Genomic DNA, 23,826 nt, shown 5'->3' on the forward strand with positions numbered 1-23,826 from the left:
CGAACTAAACGAGCGACGAAACGAGCTTACGAGTGGTAAGTGAGTAAGGAGAGCGTGCAAGTGAGAAAAGATGCGAGCGCTTGTCTCACGGCAAGAAAGCTCTTTAGCGCCGAAGGTAGCAGACTTACGTTCCGCAAGAGTAGGAAAAGTGGAATACATGAGCAAAAGCTCATGCATAAGTACCATACTCAATTTGTTGAGTATGGTACTTTAAATGCATAAACTGTCTATTAGTGCATTTGTATGTGCTTCAAGATCTGAAAAAGGAATGCCACCAAATCCTAATATGAATTTTACAGTGTGTTGTGTAGCATCATATTGATTAAACGGTGTTATTTTTAATCTATTCTTTTCTGCATTTTTTAGACATTCTTTTATAGAAAGTCCATTTTTAACTGTTAAATTAAAGTGCATACCAGCTAATGCACCTTCTATTTCTAATTGATCTTCATAAGGTTTGAGTGCTTCAATAATAAATTTTAATTTGCGACTATATAGTTTTCTCATTTTATTTAAATGTCTTTCAAAACTCCCTGATTCCATAAAACTTGCCACAATTTTTTGTAAGTGCGCAGGTACTGTATTACCTTCTTTATGTTCTAAATTCTCATACCTATTAAGTAGCTTTTTAGGTAAAACAAGATACGCAATTCTGCAACTAGGAAATAGTGATTTAGAAAATGTACTAATATAAATCACTTTGTCTTTGGTATCTAAACTTTGTAATGCAGGAATCGGTTTGCCAAAATAGCGAAATTCAGAATCATAATCATCTTCAATAATATATCTATCATCACGTTCGTGTGCCCATGTTATAAGTTGGGTACGCTTTTTTAAATTCATTACATAGCCAGTAGGAAATTGATGTGAGGGTGTCACATAGGCGATGTTATGAATTGCAGTCTTTAAATAGTCTATTTCAAGACCAGTTTGATTTACTGGAACTTGCATATAAGGAATTTGTCTTTTTTCTAATACTTGTTTAATAGGAGGATAACTTGGATTTTCGATAAGGAATTGTGCTTTGTTTAAGATATCCGTTAGTAAGTTAATTAATTGTTCAGTTGATGAGCCAATAATAATTTGTTCAGGATGACAAGATACACCACGACTATTGAATAAATAGTGAGCAATTTCTTGTCTTAAAGACCACTCGCCTTTTGGATTTGCGTGTTGAAGTAGTTGTAATTGGTTTATTTCAAAAGCATCTCGCGCATATTTTCTAAATTGTTGGATGGGGAAGTAATCAGTATCAATCTCCGATAAATTGAATGCAAATTCGTAATAATCACCTGAGTGCTTATGTTGTGATGACAAATATGTATCTGTATTAAATTGTGTTTTCCTATTGATTATAGGTAATGTTTCAATATCTGAAACGAAATAACCAGAGCGTGGTTTCGAGTATATATATCCTTCATCAAGTAGAAACTGATATGCATGTTCAATCGTTGTATTGCTAACAGAAAGATGTTGACCTAATACGCGTTTAGATGGAAATTTATCTCCTGATTTATATTGACCTTCAATAATTTGGTTTTTCAAATTTTCATATAAATCGATATAAAGATGTGATTTAGACATGGAACTGACCTCCGAAATTAAATTGAAATTGAACCTTTTTAAATACCAGTTTATCTCTTAAAATGAATTTAATCAACTAAGTAAAGGGGAAAAACAAATGTCTAAAGTAACTGGATCAGAGAGAGTTAAAAGAGGAATGGCAGAAATGCAAAAAGGCGGCGTGATTATGGACGTTGTCAATGCTGAGCAAGCTAAAATAGCAGAGGAAGCTGGAGCAGTTGCAGTAATGGCTCTAGAACGTGTACCTTCTGATATTAGAGCTGCTGGTGGCGTTGCTCGTATGGCTAATCCTAAAATTGTAGAAGAAGTTATGAACGCTGTTTCTATTCCGGTAATGGCAAAAGGACGTATAGGTCATATTACTGAAGCGCGTGTACTTGAATCAATGGGCGTAGACTATATTGATGAATCAGAGGTGTTAACACCTGCAGATGAAGAATATCATCTATTAAAAGATACGTTTACAGTACCGTTTGTATGTGGTTGCCGTAACTTAGGAGAAGCTGCAAGACGTATCGGTGAAGGTGCAGCAATGCTACGTACAAAAGGTGAGCCGGGTACAGGAAATATTGTAGAAGCTGTTAGACACATGCGTCAAGTTAATGCAGAAGTAAAAAGATTAACAGTGATGAATGATGACGAAATTATGACTGAAGCTAAAAATATTGGAGCGCCGTTTGAAGTGCTAAAAAATATTAAAGAGAATGGTAAACTTCCTGTTGTTAACTTTGCAGCTGGTGGTGTAGCTACACCTCAAGATGCAGCATTAATGATGGAATTAGGTGCTGATGGTGTATTCGTAGGCTCTGGTATTTTTAAATCAGAAGACCCTGAAAAATTCGCTAAAGCTATTGTGCAAGCTACAACTCATTACCAAGACTATGAATTAATTGGGCGTTTAGCAAAAGATTTAGGTACAGCTATGAAAGGTTTAGACATCAATGAATTAACTTTAGAAGAACGTATGCAAGAGCGTGGATGGTAATATGAAAATTGGTGTACTAGCACTGCAAGGCGCAGTAAGAGAACATATACGTCATATTGAACTTAGTGGCCATGAAGGTATAGCAATTAAGCGTACAGAACAATTAGATGACATTGATGGCCTCATTTTACCTGGTGGTGAATCTACTACATTACGTCGATTAATGAATTTATACGGCTTTAAAGAAGCACTAAAGCAATCTACATTACCTATGTTCGGAACGTGTGCTGGATTAATAGTTATGGCTAAGCATATTGTTGGCGAAGAAGGTTATTTGGATAAATTAGACATCACAGTTCAAAGAAACTCATTTGGCAGACAAGTGGATAGTTTTGAAAGTGAATTAAATGTACAAGGTATCGCAGAAGATATTGAAGGTGTGTTTATTAGAGCGCCGCATATTGAAGCGACACACGGTGAGGTATCAGTGTTAAGTACAGTTGGCGAAAAAATTGTAGCAGTACAAGAAGGACATTACTTAGGCGTATCCTTCCATCCAGAATTAACTGATGATTATAGAGTAACACAGTATTTTATAGAAGAAATTGTAAAACCTACTATGATGACAGAAAAGGTATTATAGATAAAACTTCACTAGAATATATCTCGTAAGAATTTCATTAATAAGGCACTTCGTTAAAAATAATGAGTAGTTATTTTATAACATGAAGTGTCTTATTTTACTTTATATATTAGTTATTGATATTTTGCAAATCGCATAAATTAGAGAATATATGTAGTTGATATCTACTACTTGTAATTATGTATAATATGGCATTAACAATTTAACAAGTAGTAAAAAAGCACACTTCTTTTGTATAGAAGTGTGCTTTATATAGTTTGTTTTCGATATGTACCAAGATTTTATTTTGTAATAGAAATAGTTGATATTATTTAAAATGTTCTTAAATTAAACGAATAAGCATTTTAATATTTAAGAATATCTATACCCAAGTTATATTTTTTAAATAAAGAATCCGGCAATAGCTGCTGAAATAAATGAAACAAGTGTAGCACCAAATAATAATTTTAGTCCAAAACGAGCTACGATATCACCTTTTTCATTGTTAAGTGATTTAATTGCTCCAGAAATAATACCGATAGAACTAAAGTTTGCAAATGATACTACGAAGACTGAAATAACACCTTTAGCATGAGCACTCATATCTTTAATCTGACTTAAACTTTGCATTGCAACAAATTCGTTTGATAGTAATTTAGTAGCCATGATAGATCCAGCTTGTACTGCATCGTTCCAAGGCACACCAACTAAAAATGCAAATGGTGCAAAGACAAATCCAATAAGCGTTTGGAAGTCCCAAGTGATACTGCCGCCAGATAAACCAGTGAAGATTGCACTAACAACACCATTAAGTAAAGCAATAATAGCAATATAACCAATTAACATTGCACCTACGATGACTGCAACTTTAAAACCGTCTAAGATATATTCACCTAACATTTCGAAAAATGATTGTTTACCTGATTCGCTTTCATCAACGATAAGTTTATCTTCTTTTGCATCAATTTTATAAGGATTGATAATAGAAGCAATGATGAAACCACCAAATAGATTTAAAACAACTGCTGTAACTACAAAACGTGGTTCAATTAATGTGAAATAAGCACCGATAATAGAAGCTGATACTGTAGACATTGCAGAAGCTGTTAATGTATATAATCGTTGTTTAGGAATATGTGCTAATTCCTTTTTCAATGAAATAAACACTTCTGATTGCCCTAAAATTGCAGCTGCTACAGCGTTATATGATTCTAAGCGGCCCATACCATTAATTTTTGAAATGGCTAAACCTAAAACATTGATAATCCAAGGTAAGATTCTTGTATATTGTAGAATACCAATTAAAGCTGAAATGAACACAATTGGTAATAATACATTAAAGAAGAAGGGGGGGTTCTTAGGATCTACAAATTCAAATCCACCAAACACAAAGTTCACACCTTCTGCTGCTTTTGCTAATAAATAATTAAATCCGTCTGATATGCCACCAATAACTGTAATACCAAATTTAGTTTTAAGTAAAATAAATGCGAATACTAGTTGTATGACAAGTAGTAAACCGACATATTGCCAACGAATATTTTTTCTATCTGAGCTAAATAGAAACGCCAATGCAAGAAACACTGCTATCCCAATTAATCCAATAATAATATGCATAAGTCATTCATCCCTTTTAATTTTTCTTAACTCCTATAATACAATAAATTAGATAGCACTTACATCTTTAATTAAAAATTTTTAAAACATATTGGTTGAAAAAGGTCAAAGTTGGTCATATAATATAGTCAAAGAAGGTCAAAAGAGGTGATAATCATGCACAACATGTCTGACATCATAGAACAATACATTAAAAAGTTATTTGAAGACACCAATGAAGACGTTGTAGAAATTCAACGTGCCAATATTGCGCAGCGCTTTGACTGTGTGCCTTCCCAGCTTAATTATGTAATCAAAACACGTTTTACAAATGAGCATGGCTATGAGATTGAAAGTAAAAGAGGTGGTGGCGGATATATTCGAATCACCAAAATTGAAAACAGAGATGAAACAGGTTACATTAATCATTTACTTCAATTAGTTGGTCCATCTATTTCACAACAGCAAGCTTATTACATTGTAGATGGCTTATTGGATAAAAATTACATTAATGAACGTGAAGCAAAAATGATATACGCCGTTATAGACAGAGAGACATTAAAAATGGATGTATTATCGAGAGATATCATTCGAGCAAATATTATAAAACGGTTATTGCATGTTATAAATTATTATTAAAGTGAGGTGTTTCGTCGTGCTGTGCGAGAATTGTCATTTGAATGAAGCAGAAGTGAAATTGGCAGTGAAAGGTCAAGATGGTATAAATGAAAAATGGGTTTGTTCCACGTGTGCACAAGGTGGTAACCCATGGACCCAAAATCAGCAAATTCAGTCACAAGATGATATTGAAGGCGCATTTGTAGTGAAACAAATCTTACAACACTTAGCAGCTAAACACGGTATCGATTTTGATGAAATTGCTTTTAAAGAAGAAAAACGATGTCCTACTTGTCATATGACATTAAAAGATATCGCACATGTTGGTAAATTTGGCTGTTCAGATTGCTATGCTACATTCAAAGATGACATTATCGATATTGTGCGACGTGTGCAAGGTGGTCAAATTGAACATGTAGGAAAAACACCGCATTCTTCACACAGAAAATTAGCATTAAAAAAACAAATAGAAGAAAAAAGTTCGTATTTAAAACAACTGATAGAAGAACAAAACTTTGAAGAAGCCGCCGTTGTTCGTGATGAAATTAAAGCATTGAAAGAAGATGGCGAGGTGAAGCATGATGAGTAAAAATGATATTAGTGCATACATGAGTGAATGGATGCGTGATAGAGAAGAAAGTCCGATTGTGATGTCTTCGAGAATAAGACTAGCAAGAAATTTAGAAAATCATGTTCACCCATTAATGTTTTTGTCAGAACAAGATGGTTTTCGAATAATTAATGACGTACAAGATGCGCTTCCTGACTTGTCTGTACAACGTTTGGATTCAATGGATCAACAAAGTAAATACAAACTTGTCGCGAAACATCTTATAAGTCCTGAATTAATAAGACAACCTGCTTCTGCCGTATTACTCAATGAAGATGAATCTTTAAGCATTATGGTTAATGAAGAAGATCATATACGCATTCAAGCCATGGGTAATGATTTATCGCTATCATCATTATACGAAAAAGCTTCAGAGATTGATGATCAACTTGATAGTGAATTAGATGTAAGTTTTGATGAAACTCTAGGTTATTTGACAACTTGCCCCACTAATATTGGGACAGGAATGCGTGCCAGTGTCATGTTACATTTACCTGGCTTGACAATAATGAAACGTATGAATCGCATTGCCCAAACAATTAATCGTTTTGGTTTTACAATTAGAGGTATTTATGGAGAAGGATCTCAAGTTTATGGCCATATATACCAAATTTCAAACCAACTTACTTTAGGCAAAACAGAAGAAGAAATCATTGAAAGTTTATCAGAGGTAGTGCAGCAAATTATTAATGAAGAAATGCAAATCCGCGAACGACTAAACCGACACAATCATATAGAAACATTAGACAGAGTATATCGTTCGTTAGGAATATTAAAATATAGTAGACTGATATCTATGGAGGAAGCTTCACTAAGATTAAGTGAAGTGAAACTTGGTTTAGATTTAGGCTATATTGAATTAGGAGACTTTAAGTTTAATGAGTTAATGGTTGCAATACAATCGCCATTCTTACTAGACGATGAAGATGATAGAGCAGTTAATGAAAAAAGAGCAGATATATTAAGAGAACATATAAATTAGGAGGTCATACTATATGCTATTTGGTAGACTAACAGAACGTGCTCAACGCGTACTAGCACATGCTCAGGAAGAAGCAATACGCTTAAATCATTCGAATATTGGAACTGAACATTTACTTTTAGGTCTAATGAAAGAACCTGAAGGTATTGCAGCTAAAGTATTAGAAACGTTTGATATTACTGAAGAAAAAGTAGTTGAGGAAGTAGAAAAATTAATCGGCCACGGTCAAGAACAAATGGGCGCATTACACTATACCCCTCGTGCAAAAAAAGTAATTGAATTATCAATGGATGAAGCTAGAAAATTACACCATAACTTTGTAGGAACAGAACATATCTTACTTGGATTAATCAGAGAAAATGAAGGAGTCGCAGCTCGTGTGTTTGCAAATTTAGATTTAAATATCACAAAAGCACGTGCGCAAGTTGTTAAAGCTTTAGGTAGCCCTGAAACAAGTAATAAAAATGCGCAAGCTAATAAATCTAACAACACACCAACGTTAGACAGTCTAGCTCGCGACTTAACAGTTATCGCAAAAGACGGTACTTTAGATCCTGTCATTGGTAGAGAAAAAGAGATTACTAGAGTCATTGAAGTATTAAGTCGTCGTACTAAGAATAACCCTGTATTAATTGGTGAACCAGGTGTAGGTAAAACTGCTATTGCTGAAGGCTTAGCACAAGCAATTGTTAATAACGAAGTACCTGAAACGCTTAAAGGTAAACGTGTAATGTCATTAGATATGGGGACAGTTGTTGCCGGAACAAAATATCGTGGTGAGTTTGAAGAGCGCTTGAAAAAAGTAATGGAAGAAATTCATCAAGCTGGAAATGTAGTATTATTCATCGACGAATTGCACACCCTAGTAGGTGCAGGTGGTGCAGAAGGTGCTATTGATGCATCTAACATTCTTAAACCAGCATTAGCTCGTGGAGAATTACAATGTATCGGTGCAACTACTTTAGATGAATACCGTAAAAACATTGAAAAAGATGCAGCGCTTGAACGTCGTTTCCAACCTGTTCAAGTTGGTGAACCAAATGTTGAAGATACAATTGAAATTTTAAAAGGATTGCGTGATCGTTATGAAGCGCATCACCGTATTAACATTTCAGATCAAGCTTTAGAATCAGCAGCTAAATTAAGTCACCGTTATATTTCAGATCGTTTCTTACCAGATAAAGCGATAGACTTAATTGATGAAGCAAGTTCTAAAGTGAGACTTAAGAGTCATACAACACCACCAAACTTAAAAGAAATTGAACAGCAGATAGAACAAGTTAAAAATGAAAAAGATGCAGCTGTCCACGCCCAAGAGTTTGAAAATGCAGCTAACTTGCGTGATAAACAAACTAAATTAGAAAAACAATATGAAGAAGCTAATAACAACTGGAAAAATGCTCAAAACGGTGATAATACCTCTCTATCAGAAGAAGATATTGGTGAAGTTATCGCTGGTTGGACAGGTATTCCATTAACTAAAATTAATGAAACTGAATCTGACCGTCTGCTTAACTTAGAAGATACACTTCATAATAGAGTAATCGGCCAAAAAGATGCCGTTACATCTATTAGTAAAGCAGTTAGACGTGCTAGAGCTGGATTGAAAGATCCTAAACGTCCTATTGGTAGCTTTATCTTCTTAGGACCAACGGGTGTAGGTAAAACTGAGTTAGCTCGTGCCTTAGCTGAGTCTATGTTCGGTGAAGATGACGCAATGATTCGTGTTGATATGAGTGAATTTATGGAAAAACACGCTGTCAGTCGTTTAGTAGGTGCCCCTCCAGGCTACGTAGGTCATGATGATGGTGGCCAATTGACTGAAAAAGTAAGACGTAAACCTTACTCAGTGATTTTATTTGATGAGATTGAAAAAGCACATCCTGATGTGTTCAATATTCTATTACAAGTATTAGACGATGGTCACTTAACAGATACAAAAGGTCGTCGCGTAGATTTCCGTAATACAGTTATTATTATGACATCTAACGTAGGCGCACAAGAATTACAAGACCAACGTTTCGCTGGTTTTGGAGGCGCATCTGAAGGACAAGATTATGAATCAATCCGTAAGACAATGATGAAAGAATTGAAAAACGCATTCCGTCCAGAATTCTTAAACCGTGTCGATGACATTATCGTATTCCACAAACTTTCTAAAGAAGAATTGAAAGAAATTGTGACTATGATGGTGGATAAATTAACAGAACGCCTTTCTGAACAAGATATTAACATTAAAGTTACAGAAGCAGCTAAAGAAAAAATTGCCGAAGAGGGTTATGACCCTGAATATGGTGCTAGACCATTAATTCGTGCAATTCAAAAAACAGTTGAAGATAACTTAAGTGAATTGATTCTAGAAGGCAATCAAGTTGAAGGTAAAGAAGTAATAATTAATCATGATGGTAAAGAGTTCAAGTATGATATTCAAGATAGAAAAGAAACAACTAAAGATAAAGAAACAACTGAATCATAAAACTTAAGTATAAATTAAAGCAGTACTTCTCAAATATGTAGATGCATATTTGGGGAGTGCTGCTTTGTTTTTTTATAATATATAGACAATAGAGTAGTATTTACCTTAACAAACGAGTAATATTTAAAAAGTCAAAATATATTATCAGTGGCACTCTATACATAAGCATGATATTTTATAAAAATAGCTTTTGCTAAAGATGAAAAACTTAAACTTATTAAGAATTTTAAATAACTATATAAGAATATTATTCGGTTAAATTACTTGATTATGAATAAAATTTGTTTTTAAACAGACAGAGGTTTAAAATAGATTTGTTCAATGAAAGATGGAGGTGCTGTTTTGGCTAAAAAGAAAGTAATTTTTGAATGTATGGCCTGTGGCTACCAGTCTCCAAAGTGGATGGGGAAATGCCCAAATTGTGGTGGCTGGAATCAAATGGAAGAAATAGTCGAACAAAAGGCCGCGAGTCCAAAACATGGCGTACGCAGTCGAGACAATATTTCTAAAGTGCAAAAATTAAATGACATAAAACATGAAACGACGCCACGAGTAAAAACAAACTCTGAAGAATTTAATAGAGTGCTTGGCGGCGGTATAGTAAATGGTTCGCTTGTATTGATAGGTGGCGATCCAGGTATTGGTAAATCTACATTACTCTTACAAATTTGTGCAGCATTATCACAATCTAAAAATGTGCTGTATATTACAGGTGAGGAGTCGTTAAATCAAACGAAATTAAGAGCAGAAAGGTTAGACGAGGACTCAAGTCAATTAAATGTGTTTGCTGAAACAGATTTAGAAGTTATACATGAAACAGTTAAGCAACTCAAACCAGATTTACTTGTAGTAGACTCAATCCAAACTATTTTTCATCCGGAAATTAGTTCGGCACCAGGTTCTGTGTCGCAAGTTAGAGAAAGTACGCAAAGTTTAATGAATATAGCTAAACAATTGAATATAGCTACATTTATAGTGGGACATGTTACGAAAGAAGGACAAATAGCTGGCCCGCGTTTACTTGAACACATGGTGGATACAGTTCTATACTTTGAAGGCGACGAGCATCATGCGTATCGTATTTTAAGAGCAGTTAAAAACCGTTTTGGCTCTACGAATGAGATGGGTATCTTTGAAATGCAACAAACTGGATTAAAAGGAGTAAAAAACCCGTCGGAAATGTTCCTTGAAGAACGTTCGACTAATGTACCTGGGTCAACCATTGTTTCTACGATGGAAGGCACGAGACCATTACTTATAGAAGTACAAGCGTTAGTGACGCCAACTACATTTAATAATCCAAGACGTATGGCGACAGGTATCGATCATAATCGATTGAGTTTGCTCATGGCAGTGCTAGAAAAGAAAGAGAATTATTTACTACAACAACAGGATGCTTATATTAAAGTAGCCGGTGGTGTACGTTTAACAGAACCTGCAGTAGATTTAGGTATTGTTGTTGCGACGGCTTCAAGTTTTAAAGATTTAACAGTTGATGGTTTAGACTGCTTTATTGGAGAAGTAGGACTTACAGGGGAAGTTAGGCGTGTTTCGCGTATAGAGCAACGTGTACAAGAAGCGGAAAAATTAGGGTTTAAGCGCGTAATTATTCCAGAATCAAATATTGGTGGATGGCAATTTCCAAAGGACATTAAGGTTATTGGTGTTAAGAATGTCCATGAAGCATTAAAATATGCACTAACAAAACAGTAATTAAAAAATACAAAGCTATTTAGGCTAAGTATATAAAATATTTGGCCTGATTAACTTTCTAAAGGAAGGTGAGTTAACCTGTGAACATTATAAGACTCATTGTTATTTTGTGCTACATTATCTTGGGTGCAAGTATAGGTGTGTATCTATTACCAGAAATAGTCAATGACGCTGGCCTAAATCATGTACCCCTATTAACAAATACTTATTTCAATGGGCTGCTAGGGATTATTATATTCTTTTTAATCTTTGGTTGGTTTATTAAAAAAGCAACATATGCTTTAAAAGAATTAGAACAAACGATTATGCGTCAAAGTGCAGTAGAAATATTATTTGCTACAATTGGACTAATGATAGGTTTACTAATTTCTGTTATGATATCTTTTATTTTTCAAATTATCGGCAATAATGTCATTAATCATTTTGTACCAATTATAGTTACGATTATTTTAGGTTATTTCGGCTTTCAATTTGGTTTGCGAAAGCGTGATGAAATGTTGCTATTTTTACCAGAAAATATGGCGCGTTCAATGTCTATCAATGCACGTAATGCAGTACCTAAAATTATTGATACAAGCGCCATTATCGATGGGCGCATATTAGATATTATCGAGTGTGGCTTTATTGATGGAGAAATACTAATTCCTCAAGGTGTTATTAATGAACTCCAAGTCGTTGCAGATGCGAACGATAGTGTGAAGCGTGAAAAAGGTCAAAGAGGTCTAGATATATTAAATGAATTATATGATACCGACCATCCAACGAGAATTATTCACCCGACTAAGTCTCATAGCGATATCGATGCGATGTTGATTAAATTAGCGCAACATTATAGAGCACATATTATAACAACGGATTTTAATCTCAATAAAGTGTGTCATGTTCAAGGAATACAAGCGTTAAATGTTAATGATTTATCTGAAGCAATTAAACCCTCAGTACACCAAGGTGATCGCTTTAATCTGTTGCTTACTAAAATGGGGAAAGAATCTGGTCAAGCAGTAGGTTATTTAGATGATGGTACGATGGTTGTAGTAGATAACGCTAAAAAACATATAGGTGAACATATCGATTTAGAAGTAATTAGTTTATTACAAACATCTTCAGGTCGAATTATTTTTGCGAAAAAAATAAATTGATTTATAAGGAAAGGTTTCATTTGAAATTGTAGCGCCTACAGTTACAGTTTCACATGAAACCTTTTTTAAATACCTTGAAAAATTAAGGGGAACTATAAGATAATTTAAGCACAGTGATATCATATTACTAGCTAAAGTGCTACAATAGATAGCGAAATTATATTTCTATAAAAGTGGATTGTTTATTCGTTTGGATAAAATTATGCAAAGTACTTTTTCAGCTTAGAATACTTTGAAAAATACTAAGCTATGATATGATTAACAAGCGATAATCATGAACTTAATTAATAGTTGAGCGTTATTTTCTTGGTGAACTACACGTAGATGAGTTAACACACGTTCAGCCTATTTACTGTGTGGATTTGTGTAACCTGAATATTAACTTAACCAATAAAACAAACATTAAAAACGGGAGTGAACATAATGAGTGATCGTGTAAGAGTGAGATATGCACCAAGTCCAACAGGCTATTTGCATATCGGTAATGCAAGAACTGCATTATTTAACTATTTATTTGCTAAACATTATGATGGAGATTTTGTAATTCGTATTGAAGATACGGATAGTAAACGTAACTTAGTTGATGGAGAATCATCACAATTTGATAACTTAAAATGGTTAGGCATAGAATGGGATGAATCTGTAGATAAAGATAAAGGTTATGGACCTTATCGTCAGTCAGAACGTGCAGAAATTTATAACCCATTAATTCAGCAATTACTAGATGAAGATAAAGCCTATAAATGTTACATGACAGAAGACGAATTAGAAGAAGAACGCGAACAACAAATTGCACGCGGTGAAATGCCACGCTATGGTGGTAAACACGCGCATTTAACAGAAGAAGAACGTCAACAGTTCGAAGCTGAAGGTCGTCAACCATCTATACGTTTCCGTGTACCTAAAGATACAACATTCTCATTTGATGACATGGTAAAAGGTGAAATTTCATTTGATTCAAATAATATGGGTGACTGGGTCATCGTTAAGAAAGACGGCGTACCTACTTATAACTTTGCCGTAGCAATAGATGATTATTATATGGAGATTTCTGACGTGATTCGTGGAGACGACCATATTTCTAATACACCAAAACAATTGATGATTTATGAAACATTTGGGTGGAAAGCACCTAGATTTGCTCATATGTCACTTATAGTCAATGAAGAACGTAAAAAATTAAGTAAACGTGATGGACAAATTTTACAATTCATCGAACAATATCGCGATTTAGGTTATTTGCCAGAAGCGCTATTTAACTTTATTACGCTATTAGGTTGGTCACCAGAAGGTGAAGATGAAATTTATTCTCCAGAAGAATTTATTAAGATTTTTGACGAAAAACGCTTATCTAAGTCACCGGCATTTTTTGATAAACAAAAACTAGCTTGGATTAATAACCAGTATATGAAACAAAAAGATAGTGAAACGGTATTTGAATTAGCGTTGCCACATCTTATTAAAGCAGAGTTAATTCCTGAGAATCCAACTGATGAAGATTTAGATTGGGGACGTAAGCTTGTTGCGCTTTACCAAAAAGAAATGAGTTATGCTGGAGAAATTGTACCTTTATCAGAACTATTCTTCCGCGATGAACAAATTTTAGGTGATGATGAGCAAGAAGTGATTAACGGTGAACAAGTACCTGAACTTATGAATCATTTATACGGTAAATTAGAAGTACTTGAGCCATTTGAAGCGGCTGAAATTAAAAAAACAATCAAAGAAGTTCAAAAAGAGACAGGAATTAAAGGTAAACAATTATTTATGCCTATCCGTGTAGCTGTAACTGGCCAAATGCATGGTCCTGAACTACCAAATACTATTGAAGTTTTAGGTAGAGAAAAAGTGTTATCTCGTTTAAAAAAATATGTTTAAAATAAAGTTGTAGCATGTAAAGATCGTGTTAAATTGATAATACTTGAAAAATTACATCAAACAACCTATTATTAACATTGAAAATGACTAAGGATTAGTATGTAATGGAAGTGTATAGAGAGTGTGCGGTTGCTGCAAGCACATCACTGAAATTACTGAATGCACCTTTGTACAAATGAATTAAATAAACTTTAAAGAGTAAACAAAAGTCGTTTGAGTTTCGATTAATGCGAATGTATTTAAACCAGTGGCTTTGTTTAAAATAAGAGTGGAACCGTGCTAAAGCAAAAGCGCCTCTAACAATTTTAGTTAGGGGTGCTTTTTTAATAAGGAGGTAGCAACCTTGTTTAAATTTTTGAAAAGAATTAAAGATGATGTAAATATGGTGTTTGAACAAGACCCAGCTGCACGTACTACGTTAGAAGTGATTACATCTTATGCAGGTGTACATGCAGTATGGAGTCATTTGATTGCACATGAACTGTATAAAAAGAAAAAGTATGTTTTGGCAAGACTAATTTCTCAAGTTACACGTTTTTTTACAGGTATTGAGATACATCCAGGAGCCCAAATCGGTAGACGTTTGTTTATTGATCATGGTATGGGTGTAGTCATTGGAGAGACATGTCGCATTGGTGATAACGTAACGATTTATCAAGGTGTTACATTAGGTGGAACGGGTAAAGAAAGAGGTAAACGTCACCCAGATATAGGTGATAATGTATTGATTGCTGCAGGAGCAAAAGTACTTGGAAACATAACGATTAATGCTAATGTGAATATTGGGGCTAACTCAGTAGTGTTAAATTCAGTGCCAAGTTATTCGACAGTAGTAGGTATACCAGGACATATCGTAAAACAAGATGGTAGACGTATAGGGAAAACGTTTGACCATCGTAATCTACCTGACCCAATTTACGAGCAATTAAAAGAGTTAGAAAAACAACTTGAGAAAACAAGAAATGGAGAGATTCAAGATGATTACATTATATAATACATTAACACGTCAAAAAGAAACGTTCGAGCCTATTGAACCTGGTAAAGTTAAAATGTATGTTTGTGGACCAACTGTATACAATTACATCCATATTGGTAATGCAAGACCAGCAATAAACTATGACGTAGTAAGAAGATATTTTGAATATCAAGGCTATGAAGTTGTTTATGTATCTAACTTCACTGATGTAGATGATAAATTAATCAAGCGTTCTAAGGAGTTAGACGAATCAGTTGAAACGATTGCGGATCGTTACATTAAAGCATTTTATGAAGATGTAGGTGCTTTAAATGTAAAAAAAGCGACATCTAATCCACGAGTAATGAATCATATGGACGATATTATTAAATTTATAAAAGAACTTGTAGATGAAGGTAATGCATATGAAAGTGGTGGCGATGTTTACTTTAGAACACGTAAATTTGAAGATTACGGCAAATTAAGTCATCAGTCACTTAACGACCTAAAAGTGGGCGCACGTATTGAACAAGGTGAACAGAAAGAAGATGCGTTAGATTTCACATTGTGGAAGAAAGCGAAACCAGGTGAAATTAGCTGGGACAGTCCGTTTGGAGAAGGTAGACCAGGCTGGCACATTGAATGTTCAGTTATGGCATATCATGAACTGGGTGCGACGATTGATATTCACGCAGGCGGAACAGACTTACAATTCCCTCACCATGAAAATGAAATTGCGCAGTCAGAAGCACATAATCATGCACCTTTCGCTAATTATTGGATGCATAACGGATTCATTAATATAGATAATGAAAAGATGAGTAAATCGTTAGGTAACTTTGTATTAGTGCATGACATTATTAAACAAATTGACCCAGACGTTCTACGCTTTTTCATGATTAGTGTGCATTATAGAAGTCCAATCAACTATAATATGGAACTTGTTGAAGCAGCGAAAAGTGGTTTGGAACGTGTGCGTAATAGTTATCAAGCTATTGAAGAACGTGAAGCAATTGCCACAGATGTGGAAGATCAATCTGCATACCTTACTGAAATCGACAATATTTTAAAGCAGTTTGAAACTGTAATGAACGATGACTTTAATACTGCAAATGCCATTACAGCTTGGTATGATTTAGCGAAATTAGCTAATAAATATGTGTTAGAAAACACTACTTCTGTAAAAGTCCTAACACGTTTTAAAGAAGTGTACCAAGTATTTAGCGATGTACTTGGCATTCCGTTAAAAGATAAGGCAAGTGACGAATTGTTAGATGAGCAAGTTGAAGCTTTAATTGAAGAAAGAAACAATGCACGGAAAGAAAAAGATTTTGCACGCGCTGATGAAATTCGCGACCAATTAAAAGCACAAAATATTATACTAGAAGACACGGCTCAAGGTGTGAGATTTAAACGTGGCTAATATTGATAATAAACTACTAAATCCACTAACACTTGCCTATATGGGTGATGCAGTTTTAGACCAACACGTAAGAGAATATATCGTGCTAAAATTAAAAGCAAAACCTAATCGGCTGCATCAAGAAGCAAAACGCTATGTCTCTGCCAAAAGTCAGGCACAAACGCTTGAATTTTTAATGGAAAACAATTGGTTTACTGAAGATGAATTAGATATTGTTCGTCGCGGTAGAAATGCTAAAAGTTATACCAAAGCTAAAAATACAGATATACAAACATATAGAAAAAGTTCGGGACTAGAAGCGGTCATTGGCTATTTATATTTAGAAAAAGAACAAAAACGTTTGACGGCTTTATTGGAAAGTGTCGTACAGAATGTAAACGAAAGGTAGTGATATTATGGAAGAGATCGTGATCGTTGGGCGACATGCTGTGAAAGAAGCAATCGTTTCAGGACATACAATTAATAAAATTTTAATTCAAGATACTATTAAAAAAGGCCAAATTAATGAAATTTTAAAAAAAGCAAATAGTAGAAAAATCATAGTTCAATCAGTACCGAAATCGAAAATTGATGGATTATCTGATTCTCCTCATCAAGGAATAGCAGCTTATATCGCGCCATATGAATATGCGGATTTTGATGCGTTTTTAGAAAAGCAAAAAGCGCAAGATAAACTATCTACAGTATTGATATTAGATGGTTTAGAGGACCCACATAATTTAGGTTCTATCTTGAGAACAGCTGATGCATCAGGCGTTGATGGCGTCATCATACCTAAGAGACGTTCAGTAGCGTTAACGCAAACGGTTGCTAAAGCATCTACAGGTGCAATTGAGCATATACCAGTTATGAGAGTGACAAACTTAGCTAATACAATTGAAACATTAAAAGATAACGGCTATTGGGTCGTAGGTACAGAAGCAAACAACTCTACAGACTATAGAGAAATGGATGTAGCAATGCCGTTAGCAATCGTTATTGGTAGTGAAGGCCAAGGAATGAGTCGTCTAGTAAAAGATAAGTGTGATTTTTACATCAACATTCCGATGGTTGGACATGTGAATAGTTTGAATGCTTCAGTAGCGGCAAGTTTAATGATGTACGAGGTGTTTCGTAAACGCAACAACATTGGAGATAAGGCATGAAGGATAGATACTTAATCATTGATGGATATAATATGATTGGTCATTCACAGGAGCTGAGCCGTATTGCACAAGATAACCTTGAGGAAGCACGCGAACAGTTACTTACAACAATAGCGAATTACAATGCAGTGATAGCAGATGAAGTCGTCTGTGTATTTGATGCTTATGAGCAATCGGGCGCCCATTCTGAATACATGTATCATGGTGTTAAAACGATATTTACAAAAGAAAAAGAAACAGCAGATAGCTATATCGAACGCTATGTGTATGACTTATATGATAAACATACTAGACACATTACAGTTGTCACGAGTGATATGAGTGAGCAACATGCGATATTTGGCGCTGGAGCATATCGTGTGTCTTCAAGAGAAATGTGGAGAGACTTAAGAGAAAATGAAGTGTCTGTATCTAAAAAACTTGATGGCTTTAATGAACAAAAACCACGAACAAGAATAGAACTTTCAAATGAGATTTTAGAAGAATTTGAAAAACTGCGACGTGGAGATAATCATCAATAACATTATTGTCCACTTGATTTTTGAAGCATAGTAGCTGTATCCTATCTTTACTTTTGAAGAAAGGAAGTTGCTATGTTAGAGCCACACAACCATGACAATACACCCTCGAAAAATGTAGAACAAAATATTTTTGAAAAGCAAGAACTACCTAAAATATTTATAGCACTAACGCCTTTAATTCGTAAAAGGTTAAAACACTTTTCTATTCATCCGAATGATCAAGAAGATTTGTGCCAAGAGGTGCTGATTAAACTTTTTCAAGCGTTTAAACATTTTGATTTTAAAGATACTATACCAATTGAACATTATGTAAATCGTGTCATTAAGAATGTAAAAAATGACTATATTCGTAAGAAATTTTATGGTTACGAAAGACAAACGTTATTGATTAATGAGTTTATCGTGTCTTACAATAATAGTAAGATGGAATATCCCGTCGACAAGCACATCCTAGCTATAGAAGTGGGAGAATATATCCAACAATGTGTGTTAAACTTAACTAAGTTAGAACAAGTGGTCGTCATTTACTTGTTAAAAGATTATAAGCCAAAAGAAATTGCAGAATTATTAGCTGTTCCGAAGAAAGTAGTTTACAACGCGATACATCGTTGTAAAATAAAACTAAGACATCATATAGATGGTTATTAATTAGGGCGATTCGAAGGATTGAATGGCGTGAATAGGTATGCGTTTGAAGATTGACAATTGACTCAGATGTTATGTATAGTAGATTGGTATTATAATGAGTAAGGGGAAGTCTAATGAAAAAAGTACCATTAACTTGTGACGTATGTGGTAGTAGAAATTATAACGTTCCCAAACAAAGTAATCTTACATCTAGATTAACATTAAAAAAGTTTTGTTCGAGATGTAATGCACATACGATGCACAAGGAATCAAAATAATATAACGACATATGAAAGTTCACGATTGAGTAAATATGCCCTTCCATTTAAGTTGAGAGTATTGTATTTGCTTGATTTGTTGTATGGAATAAGCAAATAAGGAATAACGAAATATACGGAGGTCTTATAAATGGCTAAAAAAGAAAATTTCTTCCAAGGCGTAAAATCAGAAATGGAAAAGACAAGTTGGCCAACGAAAGAAGAATTATTTAAATACACAGTCATTGTTGTAGCTACAGTAGTATTTTTCTTAGTGTTCTTCTATGCCTTAGACTTAGGAATTGGTAGAATTATAGAATTAATTAAATAGATAGGAGTGACGACATGTCTGAAGAAGTCGGCGCAAAGCGTTGGTATGCTGTGCATACTTATTCTGGTTATGAGAATAAAGTTAAAAAGAATTTAGAAAAACGTGTTGAATCTATGAATATGACCGAAAAAATATTCAGAGTTGTTATACCAGAAGAAGAAGAGACACAAGTTAAAGATGGCAAAGCCAAAACATTAAGTAAAAAAACTTTCCCTGGTTATGTGTTAGTCGAATTAGTTATGACTGATGAATCATGGTATATAGTAAGAAATACACCTGGTGTAACAGGATTTGTTGGTTCGGCTGGTGCTGGATCAAAACCTAATCCACTACTTCCTGAAGAAGCGCGTTTCATTCTTAAACAAATGGGCATGAAAGAGAAAACAATCGATGTCCAAGTTGAATTAGGTGAGCAAGTGAGAATTAAATCAGGTCCATTCGCTAACCAAGTTGGAGAAATTCAAGAAATTGAAACCGATAAATTCAAACTTACTGTTCTTGTAGACATGTTTGGTAGAGAGACACCAGTAGAAGTGGAATTTGATCAAGTAGAAAAATTATAATGGTATATAAGTAATACTAGACTTGCTAAAGCAAGAAGTATTACTTTACATGCATTAAGAACCCCTAATCATTAAAATGATGAAATTAGAGGAACGCTTGAGCAAAAGCTCATGCATTAAGAACCCCTAATCATTAAAATGATAAAATTAGAGGAACGCTTGAGCAAAAGCTCATGCATTAAGAACCCCTAATCATTAAAATGATAAGGGGTTCTATAAAAAAACTTACATTTTACCATTGCTTTACGTAATGAATTAATGTTATAATACTGTGGTCGCGCTCATAGAGCGTTCATTTCGTCACGAAATGTAGAAGAGTGGGAGGACAAAACTCAGTCCTGTGACCACATCACGATATCAAGGAGGTGCACATCGTGGCTAAAAAAGTAGAAAAAGTAGTTAAATTACAAATTCCTGCAGGGAAAGCAAATCCAGCACCACCAGTTGGTCCAGCATTAGGTCAAGCGGGTGTGAACATTATGGGATTCTGTAAGGAATTCAACGCACGTACACAAGAAGACGCAGGTTTAATCATTCCGGTAGAAATCAGTGTTTATGAAGACCGTTCATTTACATTTATTACAAAAACACCACCGGCTCCAGTATTACTTAAAAAAGCAGCAGGCGTTGAAAAAGGTTCAGGTGAACCTAATAAAAACAAAGTTGCTACAGTAACTAAAGATCAAGTACGTGAAATTGCGAACCAAAAAATGCAAGATTTAAACGCTTCAGACGAAGAAGCGGCAGTTCGTATCATTGAAGGTACTGCTCGTAGTATGGGAATCACAGTTCAATAATAAAAAACATTAATGAATATATAGATTGACGATAGAAGCAGATGACAGAAATGACAAACATGATGACAGCGTTCAATATTGTCGTAATATGAGGGGAAATGTCATTTATTAAGGAATTTAATTCTAAGATAAAACATAATTTATACCTCACTGTTATCTGCTCTTAACTTGTGAAAGCAAGTAAATGTGGGAGGAAATTCCGCTAAAACCACTAAAGGAGGAACATGAAATGGCTAAAAAAAGCAAAAGATATCAAGAAGCAGCTAGCAAAATCGATCGCTTAAAACATTACGATGTACAAGAAGCTGTTGAACTAGCTAAAGAAACAAACATTGCTAACTTTGACGCATCAGTTGAAGTAGCATTCCGTTTAGGTATTGATACACGTAAAAATGACCAACAAATCCGTGGAGCAGTAGTGCTACCAAACGGTACTGGTAAATCACAACGTGTATTAGTGTTCGCTAAAGGAGAAAAAGCAGCTGAAGCAGAAGCAGCAGGTGCAGATTTCGTTGGCGAAGGCGAATATGTAGAAAAAATCCAACAAGGTTGGTTTGATTTTGACGTAGTAGTAGCTACACCAGACATGATGGGTGAAGTTGGTAAACTTGGTCGTGTATTAGGACCTAAAGGTTTAATGCCAAACCCTAAAACTGGAACAGTAACTATGGACGTTAAAAAAGCAGTTGAAGAAATCAAAGCTGGTAAAGTAGAATACCGTGCTGAGAAATCAGGTATTGTTCACGCATCAATTGGTAAAACATCATTTGATACAGACAAACTTGTTGAAAACTTCAGAGCTTTACAAGACGTATTAACTAAAGCAAAACCTGCTTCAGCTAAAGGTACGTACTTCAAATCTATTGCTGTAACTACAACAATGGGTCCTGGAGTTAAAGTTGATACTTCAAGCATCAAACTTTAATCTATTAAAATAAAAGTTACTTAGGCTGAAAGTTTATGCTTTCAGCCTTTAAAAAAATATTGACATAGTACATTAATTTAGTTATATTGGTTAATGTATTATTTTACCTAAGACAGTAGGAGTTAGTAATAACTTAAAATTTTAATCCTACCGAGGCTAAAATTGACTTGAACGTGAAGAATTTAGATCTTTCAAGCACTTTTTGCCACGGGTAGAAAGTGCTTTTTTTATTGAGTAATGCAAAGCGAATACGATTCGTTAATGATTACTTCAAAATTAAAAGCACCAAACTAAAATCTATGGAGGTGTCTAAATGTCTGCTATCATCGATGCAAAAAAACAAGAAGTTGATATTATTGCTGAACAACTTAAAAACTCAGTATCTACAGTTATCGTTGACTATCGTGGTCTAAGCGTTGCTGAAGTAACTGAATTACGTTCACAATTACGTGAAGCTGGTGTTGAGTACAAAGTTTACAAAAACACTATGGTTCGCCGTGCAGCAGAAAAAGCTGGTATCGACGGTTTAGATGAATTCTTAGTAGGTCCTACTGCAGTTGCTACTTCAACAGAAGATGTTGTTGCTCCAGCAAAAGTTATCGCAGGATTTGCAAAAGAACATCAAGCATTAGAAATTAAAACAGGTGTTATGGAAGGCAACGTTATTTCTGCAGAAGAAGTTAACACTGTTGGTACATTACCATCACACGACGGTCTTGTTTCTATGCTATTATCAGTATTACAAGCTCCAGTACGCAACTTCGCTTATGCGGTTAAAGCTGTTGGAGAAGAGAAAGAATCTAAAGAAGAAAGCGCTGAATAATTGCGCATAAACTAATTAAAATTAATGGAGGAATATTAAAAATGGCTAATCAAGAACAAATCATTGAAGCGATTAAAGAAATGTCAGTTTTAGAATTAAACGACTTAGTAAAAGCAATTGAAGAAGAATTTGGTGTAACTGCAGCAGCTCCAGTAGCAGCAGCAGGTGCAGCTGGTGGCGCAGACGCTGAAGCTGAAAAAACTGATTTCGATGTTGAATTAACTTCAGCTGGATCATCAAAAATCAAAGTCGTTAAAGCTGTTAAAGAAGCTACTGGCTTAGGATTAAAAGATGCTAAAGAATTAGTTGACGGAGCTCCTAAAGTAGTTAAAGAAGCTTTACCTAAAGAAGAAGCTGAAAAACTTAAAGAAACATTAGAAGAAGCTGGCGCTACAGTAGAATTAAAATAATTTCTGTTGGCTAACAGTTGATAATTATATATGGAAGATAGTTCTTGTAGCTTAATACATTAACTACTTTGGTACGTTAACATTAAGTGTATCATGAGCTATCTGAAATCTTTGAGAAATGAAAACCCCGTTATTACTATAACGGGGTTTTATCTTATTTTATCTATTGCCTATTTTCAATATTTAAATAAAGGCTTTGAAGTCGAAATTTAAAATATTTGGGTATATTATTAATCTAAGACGAATTAGATTAAAAGAGGTGTAGTCATGAGTCATTATTATGATGAAAATCCTGAAGTAGAAAGTAAAGAAGCGCTTTTTACGTACTCCTACGATAACCATGATTTAGAACTTGTAACAGATGCTGGTGTATTTTCAAAAGGGAAAATAGATTTTGGCTCTGATTTACTGGTAAAAACTTTTTTGAAAACATATCCCCCTGGTCCTACAAAAAATATCATAGATGTTGGATGTGGCTATGGCCCTATCGGTTTGATGATTGCGAAAGTTTCCCCACACCACGAAGTGACAATGGTTGATGTAAATCAACGCGCACTAAATTTATCAAGAAAAAATAAAAAAAGAAACCGTATAGAGAATGTTGAAGTTAAAGAAAGTGATGGTTTATCACAAGTGGAAGACAACACGTATGACTTTGTCCTTACTAATCCACCGATTAGAGCAGGAAAGGAAGTTGTACATCGCATTTTGGAAGACGCTTATGTTAAATTGAAACTTGATGGTGAACTTTTTGTAGTAATTCAAAAAAAGCAAGGTATGCCATCCGCAAAGAAAAAAATGCAAGACACATTCGATAACGTTGAAGTATTAGAAAAAAGCAAAGGCTATTACATTTTAAGAAGTGTAAAAGGTTGATTAAGTAGCTGTATTCTGATATAGTAATAG

25 protein-coding genes and 1 other annotated feature are annotated in these 23,826 nt (G+C 34.5%); of the genes, 23 read left to right on the forward strand and 2 right to left on the reverse strand.

Translation table 11 applies throughout. The annotated features are described in order from the left end of the window. Positions 1 to 210 precede the first annotated feature (210 nt). Positions 211 to 1,584 (reverse strand): MocR-like pyridoxine biosynthesis transcription factor PdxR, encoded by a 1,374-nt coding sequence (gene pdxR, locus BTM19_RS11120; RefSeq protein WP_029377949.1) that lies wholly within the window; start codon positions 1,582 to 1,584, stop codon positions 211 to 213. Positions 1,585 to 1,681: 97 nt separating this feature from the next. Here pdxR and pdxS point away from each other — a divergent pair, with 97 nt between their 5' ends. Beyond that, positions 1,682 to 2,569, forward strand: a complete 888-nt coding sequence (gene pdxS, locus BTM19_RS11125) for a pyridoxal 5'-phosphate synthase lyase subunit PdxS (RefSeq protein WP_029377948.1) — start codon at positions 1,682 to 1,684, stop codon at positions 2,567 to 2,569. Position 2,570: 1 nt separating this feature from the next. Next, complete coding sequence (gene pdxT / locus BTM19_RS11130; protein WP_029377947.1) at positions 2,571 to 3,152, forward strand: pyridoxal 5'-phosphate synthase glutaminase subunit PdxT; 582 nt, start codon at positions 2,571 to 2,573, stop codon at positions 3,150 to 3,152. Between the two features lie 381 nt (positions 3,153 to 3,533). Here the strand turns inward: pdxT and BTM19_RS11135 are convergent, their stop codons facing one another. Further along, entirely contained in the window at positions 3,534 to 4,748 is a 1,215-nt protein-coding gene (locus BTM19_RS11135) for a NupC/NupG family nucleoside CNT transporter (RefSeq protein ID WP_029377946.1), read from the reverse strand. 156 nt (positions 4,749 to 4,904) lie between these two features. Between BTM19_RS11135 and BTM19_RS11140 the strand changes: the two genes are divergently transcribed. The 21 genes from BTM19_RS11140 to BTM19_RS11245 all read left to right on the forward strand — a co-directional run bounded on the left by BTM19_RS11140 (position 4,905) and on the right by BTM19_RS11245 (position 23,796). Then, on the forward strand, positions 4,905 to 5,366 hold the full coding sequence (locus tag BTM19_RS11140) for a CtsR family transcriptional regulator (protein WP_029377945.1): 462 nt from the start codon (positions 4,905 to 4,907) through the stop codon (positions 5,364 to 5,366). A 16-nt stretch (positions 5,367 to 5,382) separates the two neighbouring features. After that, a complete protein-coding gene (locus BTM19_RS11145) occupies positions 5,383 to 5,934 on the forward strand; it encodes a UvrB/UvrC motif-containing protein (RefSeq protein WP_029377944.1) in 552 nt (183 codons plus the stop codon). Continuing rightward, on the forward strand, positions 5,927 to 6,937 hold the full coding sequence (locus tag BTM19_RS11150) for a protein arginine kinase (RefSeq protein ID WP_058625503.1): 1,011 nt from the start codon (positions 5,927 to 5,929) through the stop codon (positions 6,935 to 6,937). Before BTM19_RS11145 ends, BTM19_RS11150 begins: the two co-directional genes overlap by 8 nt. Positions 6,938 to 6,950: 13 nt before the next feature. After that, positions 6,951 to 9,413 (forward strand): ATP-dependent Clp protease ATP-binding subunit, encoded by a 2,463-nt coding sequence (locus BTM19_RS11155; RefSeq protein ID WP_029377942.1) that lies wholly within the window; start codon positions 6,951 to 6,953, stop codon positions 9,411 to 9,413. 342 nt (positions 9,414 to 9,755) lie between these two features. Continuing rightward, a complete protein-coding gene (gene radA / locus BTM19_RS11160; RefSeq protein WP_029377941.1) occupies positions 9,756 to 11,126 on the forward strand; it encodes a DNA repair protein RadA in 1,371 nt (456 codons plus the stop codon). A gap of 80 nt (positions 11,127 to 11,206) precedes the next feature. Next, positions 11,207 to 12,265, forward strand: coding sequence for a PIN/TRAM domain-containing protein (locus tag BTM19_RS11165; protein ID WP_029377940.1), 1,059 nt, complete (start codon positions 11,207 to 11,209; stop codon positions 12,263 to 12,265). Between the two features lie 423 nt (positions 12,266 to 12,688). After that, a complete protein-coding gene (gene gltX, locus BTM19_RS11170) occupies positions 12,689 to 14,143 on the forward strand; it encodes a glutamate--tRNA ligase (RefSeq protein ID WP_099265864.1) in 1,455 nt (484 codons plus the stop codon). Positions 14,144 to 14,486: 343 nt separating this feature from the next. Continuing rightward, positions 14,487 to 15,137, forward strand: coding sequence for a serine O-acetyltransferase (gene cysE, locus BTM19_RS11175; protein ID WP_037557109.1), 651 nt, complete (start codon positions 14,487 to 14,489; stop codon positions 15,135 to 15,137). Beyond that, a complete protein-coding gene (cysS, locus tag BTM19_RS11180) occupies positions 15,121 to 16,521 on the forward strand; it encodes a cysteine--tRNA ligase (RefSeq protein ID WP_038677953.1) in 1,401 nt (466 codons plus the stop codon). Before cysE ends, cysS begins: the two co-directional genes overlap by 17 nt. A 40-nt stretch (positions 16,522 to 16,561) precedes the next feature. Continuing rightward, entirely contained in the window at positions 16,562 to 16,909 is a 348-nt protein-coding gene (locus BTM19_RS11185) for a Mini-ribonuclease 3 (protein ID WP_162471897.1), read from the forward strand. A gap of 7 nt (positions 16,910 to 16,916) precedes the next feature. Further along, on the forward strand, positions 16,917 to 17,666 hold the full coding sequence (gene rlmB / locus BTM19_RS11190) for a 23S rRNA (guanosine(2251)-2'-O)-methyltransferase RlmB (protein ID WP_029377935.1): 750 nt from the start codon (positions 16,917 to 16,919) through the stop codon (positions 17,664 to 17,666). Continuing rightward, positions 17,663 to 18,187, forward strand: a complete 525-nt coding sequence (locus BTM19_RS11195; protein ID WP_029377934.1) for an NYN domain-containing protein — start codon at positions 17,663 to 17,665, stop codon at positions 18,185 to 18,187. Before rlmB ends, BTM19_RS11195 begins: the two co-directional genes overlap by 4 nt. A 72-nt stretch (positions 18,188 to 18,259) precedes the next feature. After that, the gene (locus tag BTM19_RS11200) at positions 18,260 to 18,835 is read left to right on the forward strand and encodes a sigma-70 family RNA polymerase sigma factor (protein ID WP_029377933.1); all 576 of its coding nucleotides are present in this window, start codon (positions 18,260 to 18,262) and stop codon (positions 18,833 to 18,835) included. A gap of 113 nt (positions 18,836 to 18,948) precedes the next feature. Continuing rightward, a complete protein-coding gene (gene rpmG / locus BTM19_RS11205; protein WP_080661263.1) occupies positions 18,949 to 19,092 on the forward strand; it encodes a 50S ribosomal protein L33 in 144 nt (47 codons plus the stop codon). Between the two features lie 130 nt (positions 19,093 to 19,222). Then, positions 19,223 to 19,402, forward strand: a complete 180-nt coding sequence (gene secE / locus BTM19_RS11210; RefSeq protein WP_002484168.1) for a preprotein translocase subunit SecE — start codon at positions 19,223 to 19,225, stop codon at positions 19,400 to 19,402. Positions 19,403 to 19,416: 14 nt separating this feature from the next. Then, entirely contained in the window at positions 19,417 to 19,965 is a 549-nt protein-coding gene (nusG, locus tag BTM19_RS11215; protein ID WP_029377932.1) for a transcription termination/antitermination protein NusG, read from the forward strand. Positions 19,966 to 20,339: 374 nt separating this feature from the next. After that, the gene (rplK, locus tag BTM19_RS11220; protein WP_017723040.1) at positions 20,340 to 20,762 is read left to right on the forward strand and encodes a 50S ribosomal protein L11; all 423 of its coding nucleotides are present in this window, start codon (positions 20,340 to 20,342) and stop codon (positions 20,760 to 20,762) included. Between the two features lie 229 nt (positions 20,763 to 20,991). After that, positions 20,992 to 21,687: a 50S ribosomal protein L1 gene (rplA, locus tag BTM19_RS11225; protein WP_017723039.1), complete on the forward strand. Its 696-nt coding sequence runs from the start codon at positions 20,992 to 20,994 to the stop codon at positions 21,685 to 21,687. A gap of 88 nt (positions 21,688 to 21,775) precedes the next feature. Continuing rightward, positions 21,776 to 21,924 (forward strand) — a sequence feature (ribosomal protein L10 leader region). Between the two features lie 76 nt (positions 21,925 to 22,000). Next, a complete protein-coding gene (gene rplJ, locus BTM19_RS11235) occupies positions 22,001 to 22,510 on the forward strand; it encodes a 50S ribosomal protein L10 (protein WP_017723038.1) in 510 nt (169 codons plus the stop codon). A gap of 41 nt (positions 22,511 to 22,551) precedes the next feature. Beyond that, complete coding sequence (gene rplL / locus BTM19_RS11240) at positions 22,552 to 22,920, forward strand: 50S ribosomal protein L7/L12 (protein ID WP_038677959.1); 369 nt, start codon at positions 22,552 to 22,554, stop codon at positions 22,918 to 22,920. 267 nt (positions 22,921 to 23,187) lie between these two features. Continuing rightward, positions 23,188 to 23,796, forward strand: a complete 609-nt coding sequence (locus BTM19_RS11245; RefSeq protein ID WP_058625506.1) for a class I SAM-dependent methyltransferase — start codon at positions 23,188 to 23,190, stop codon at positions 23,794 to 23,796. Positions 23,797 to 23,826 lie beyond the last annotated feature (30 nt).

It is taken from the genome of Staphylococcus xylosus (assembly GCF_002732165.1).
Taxonomy (GTDB): Bacteria; Bacillota; Bacilli; order Staphylococcales; family Staphylococcaceae; genus Staphylococcus; species Staphylococcus xylosus.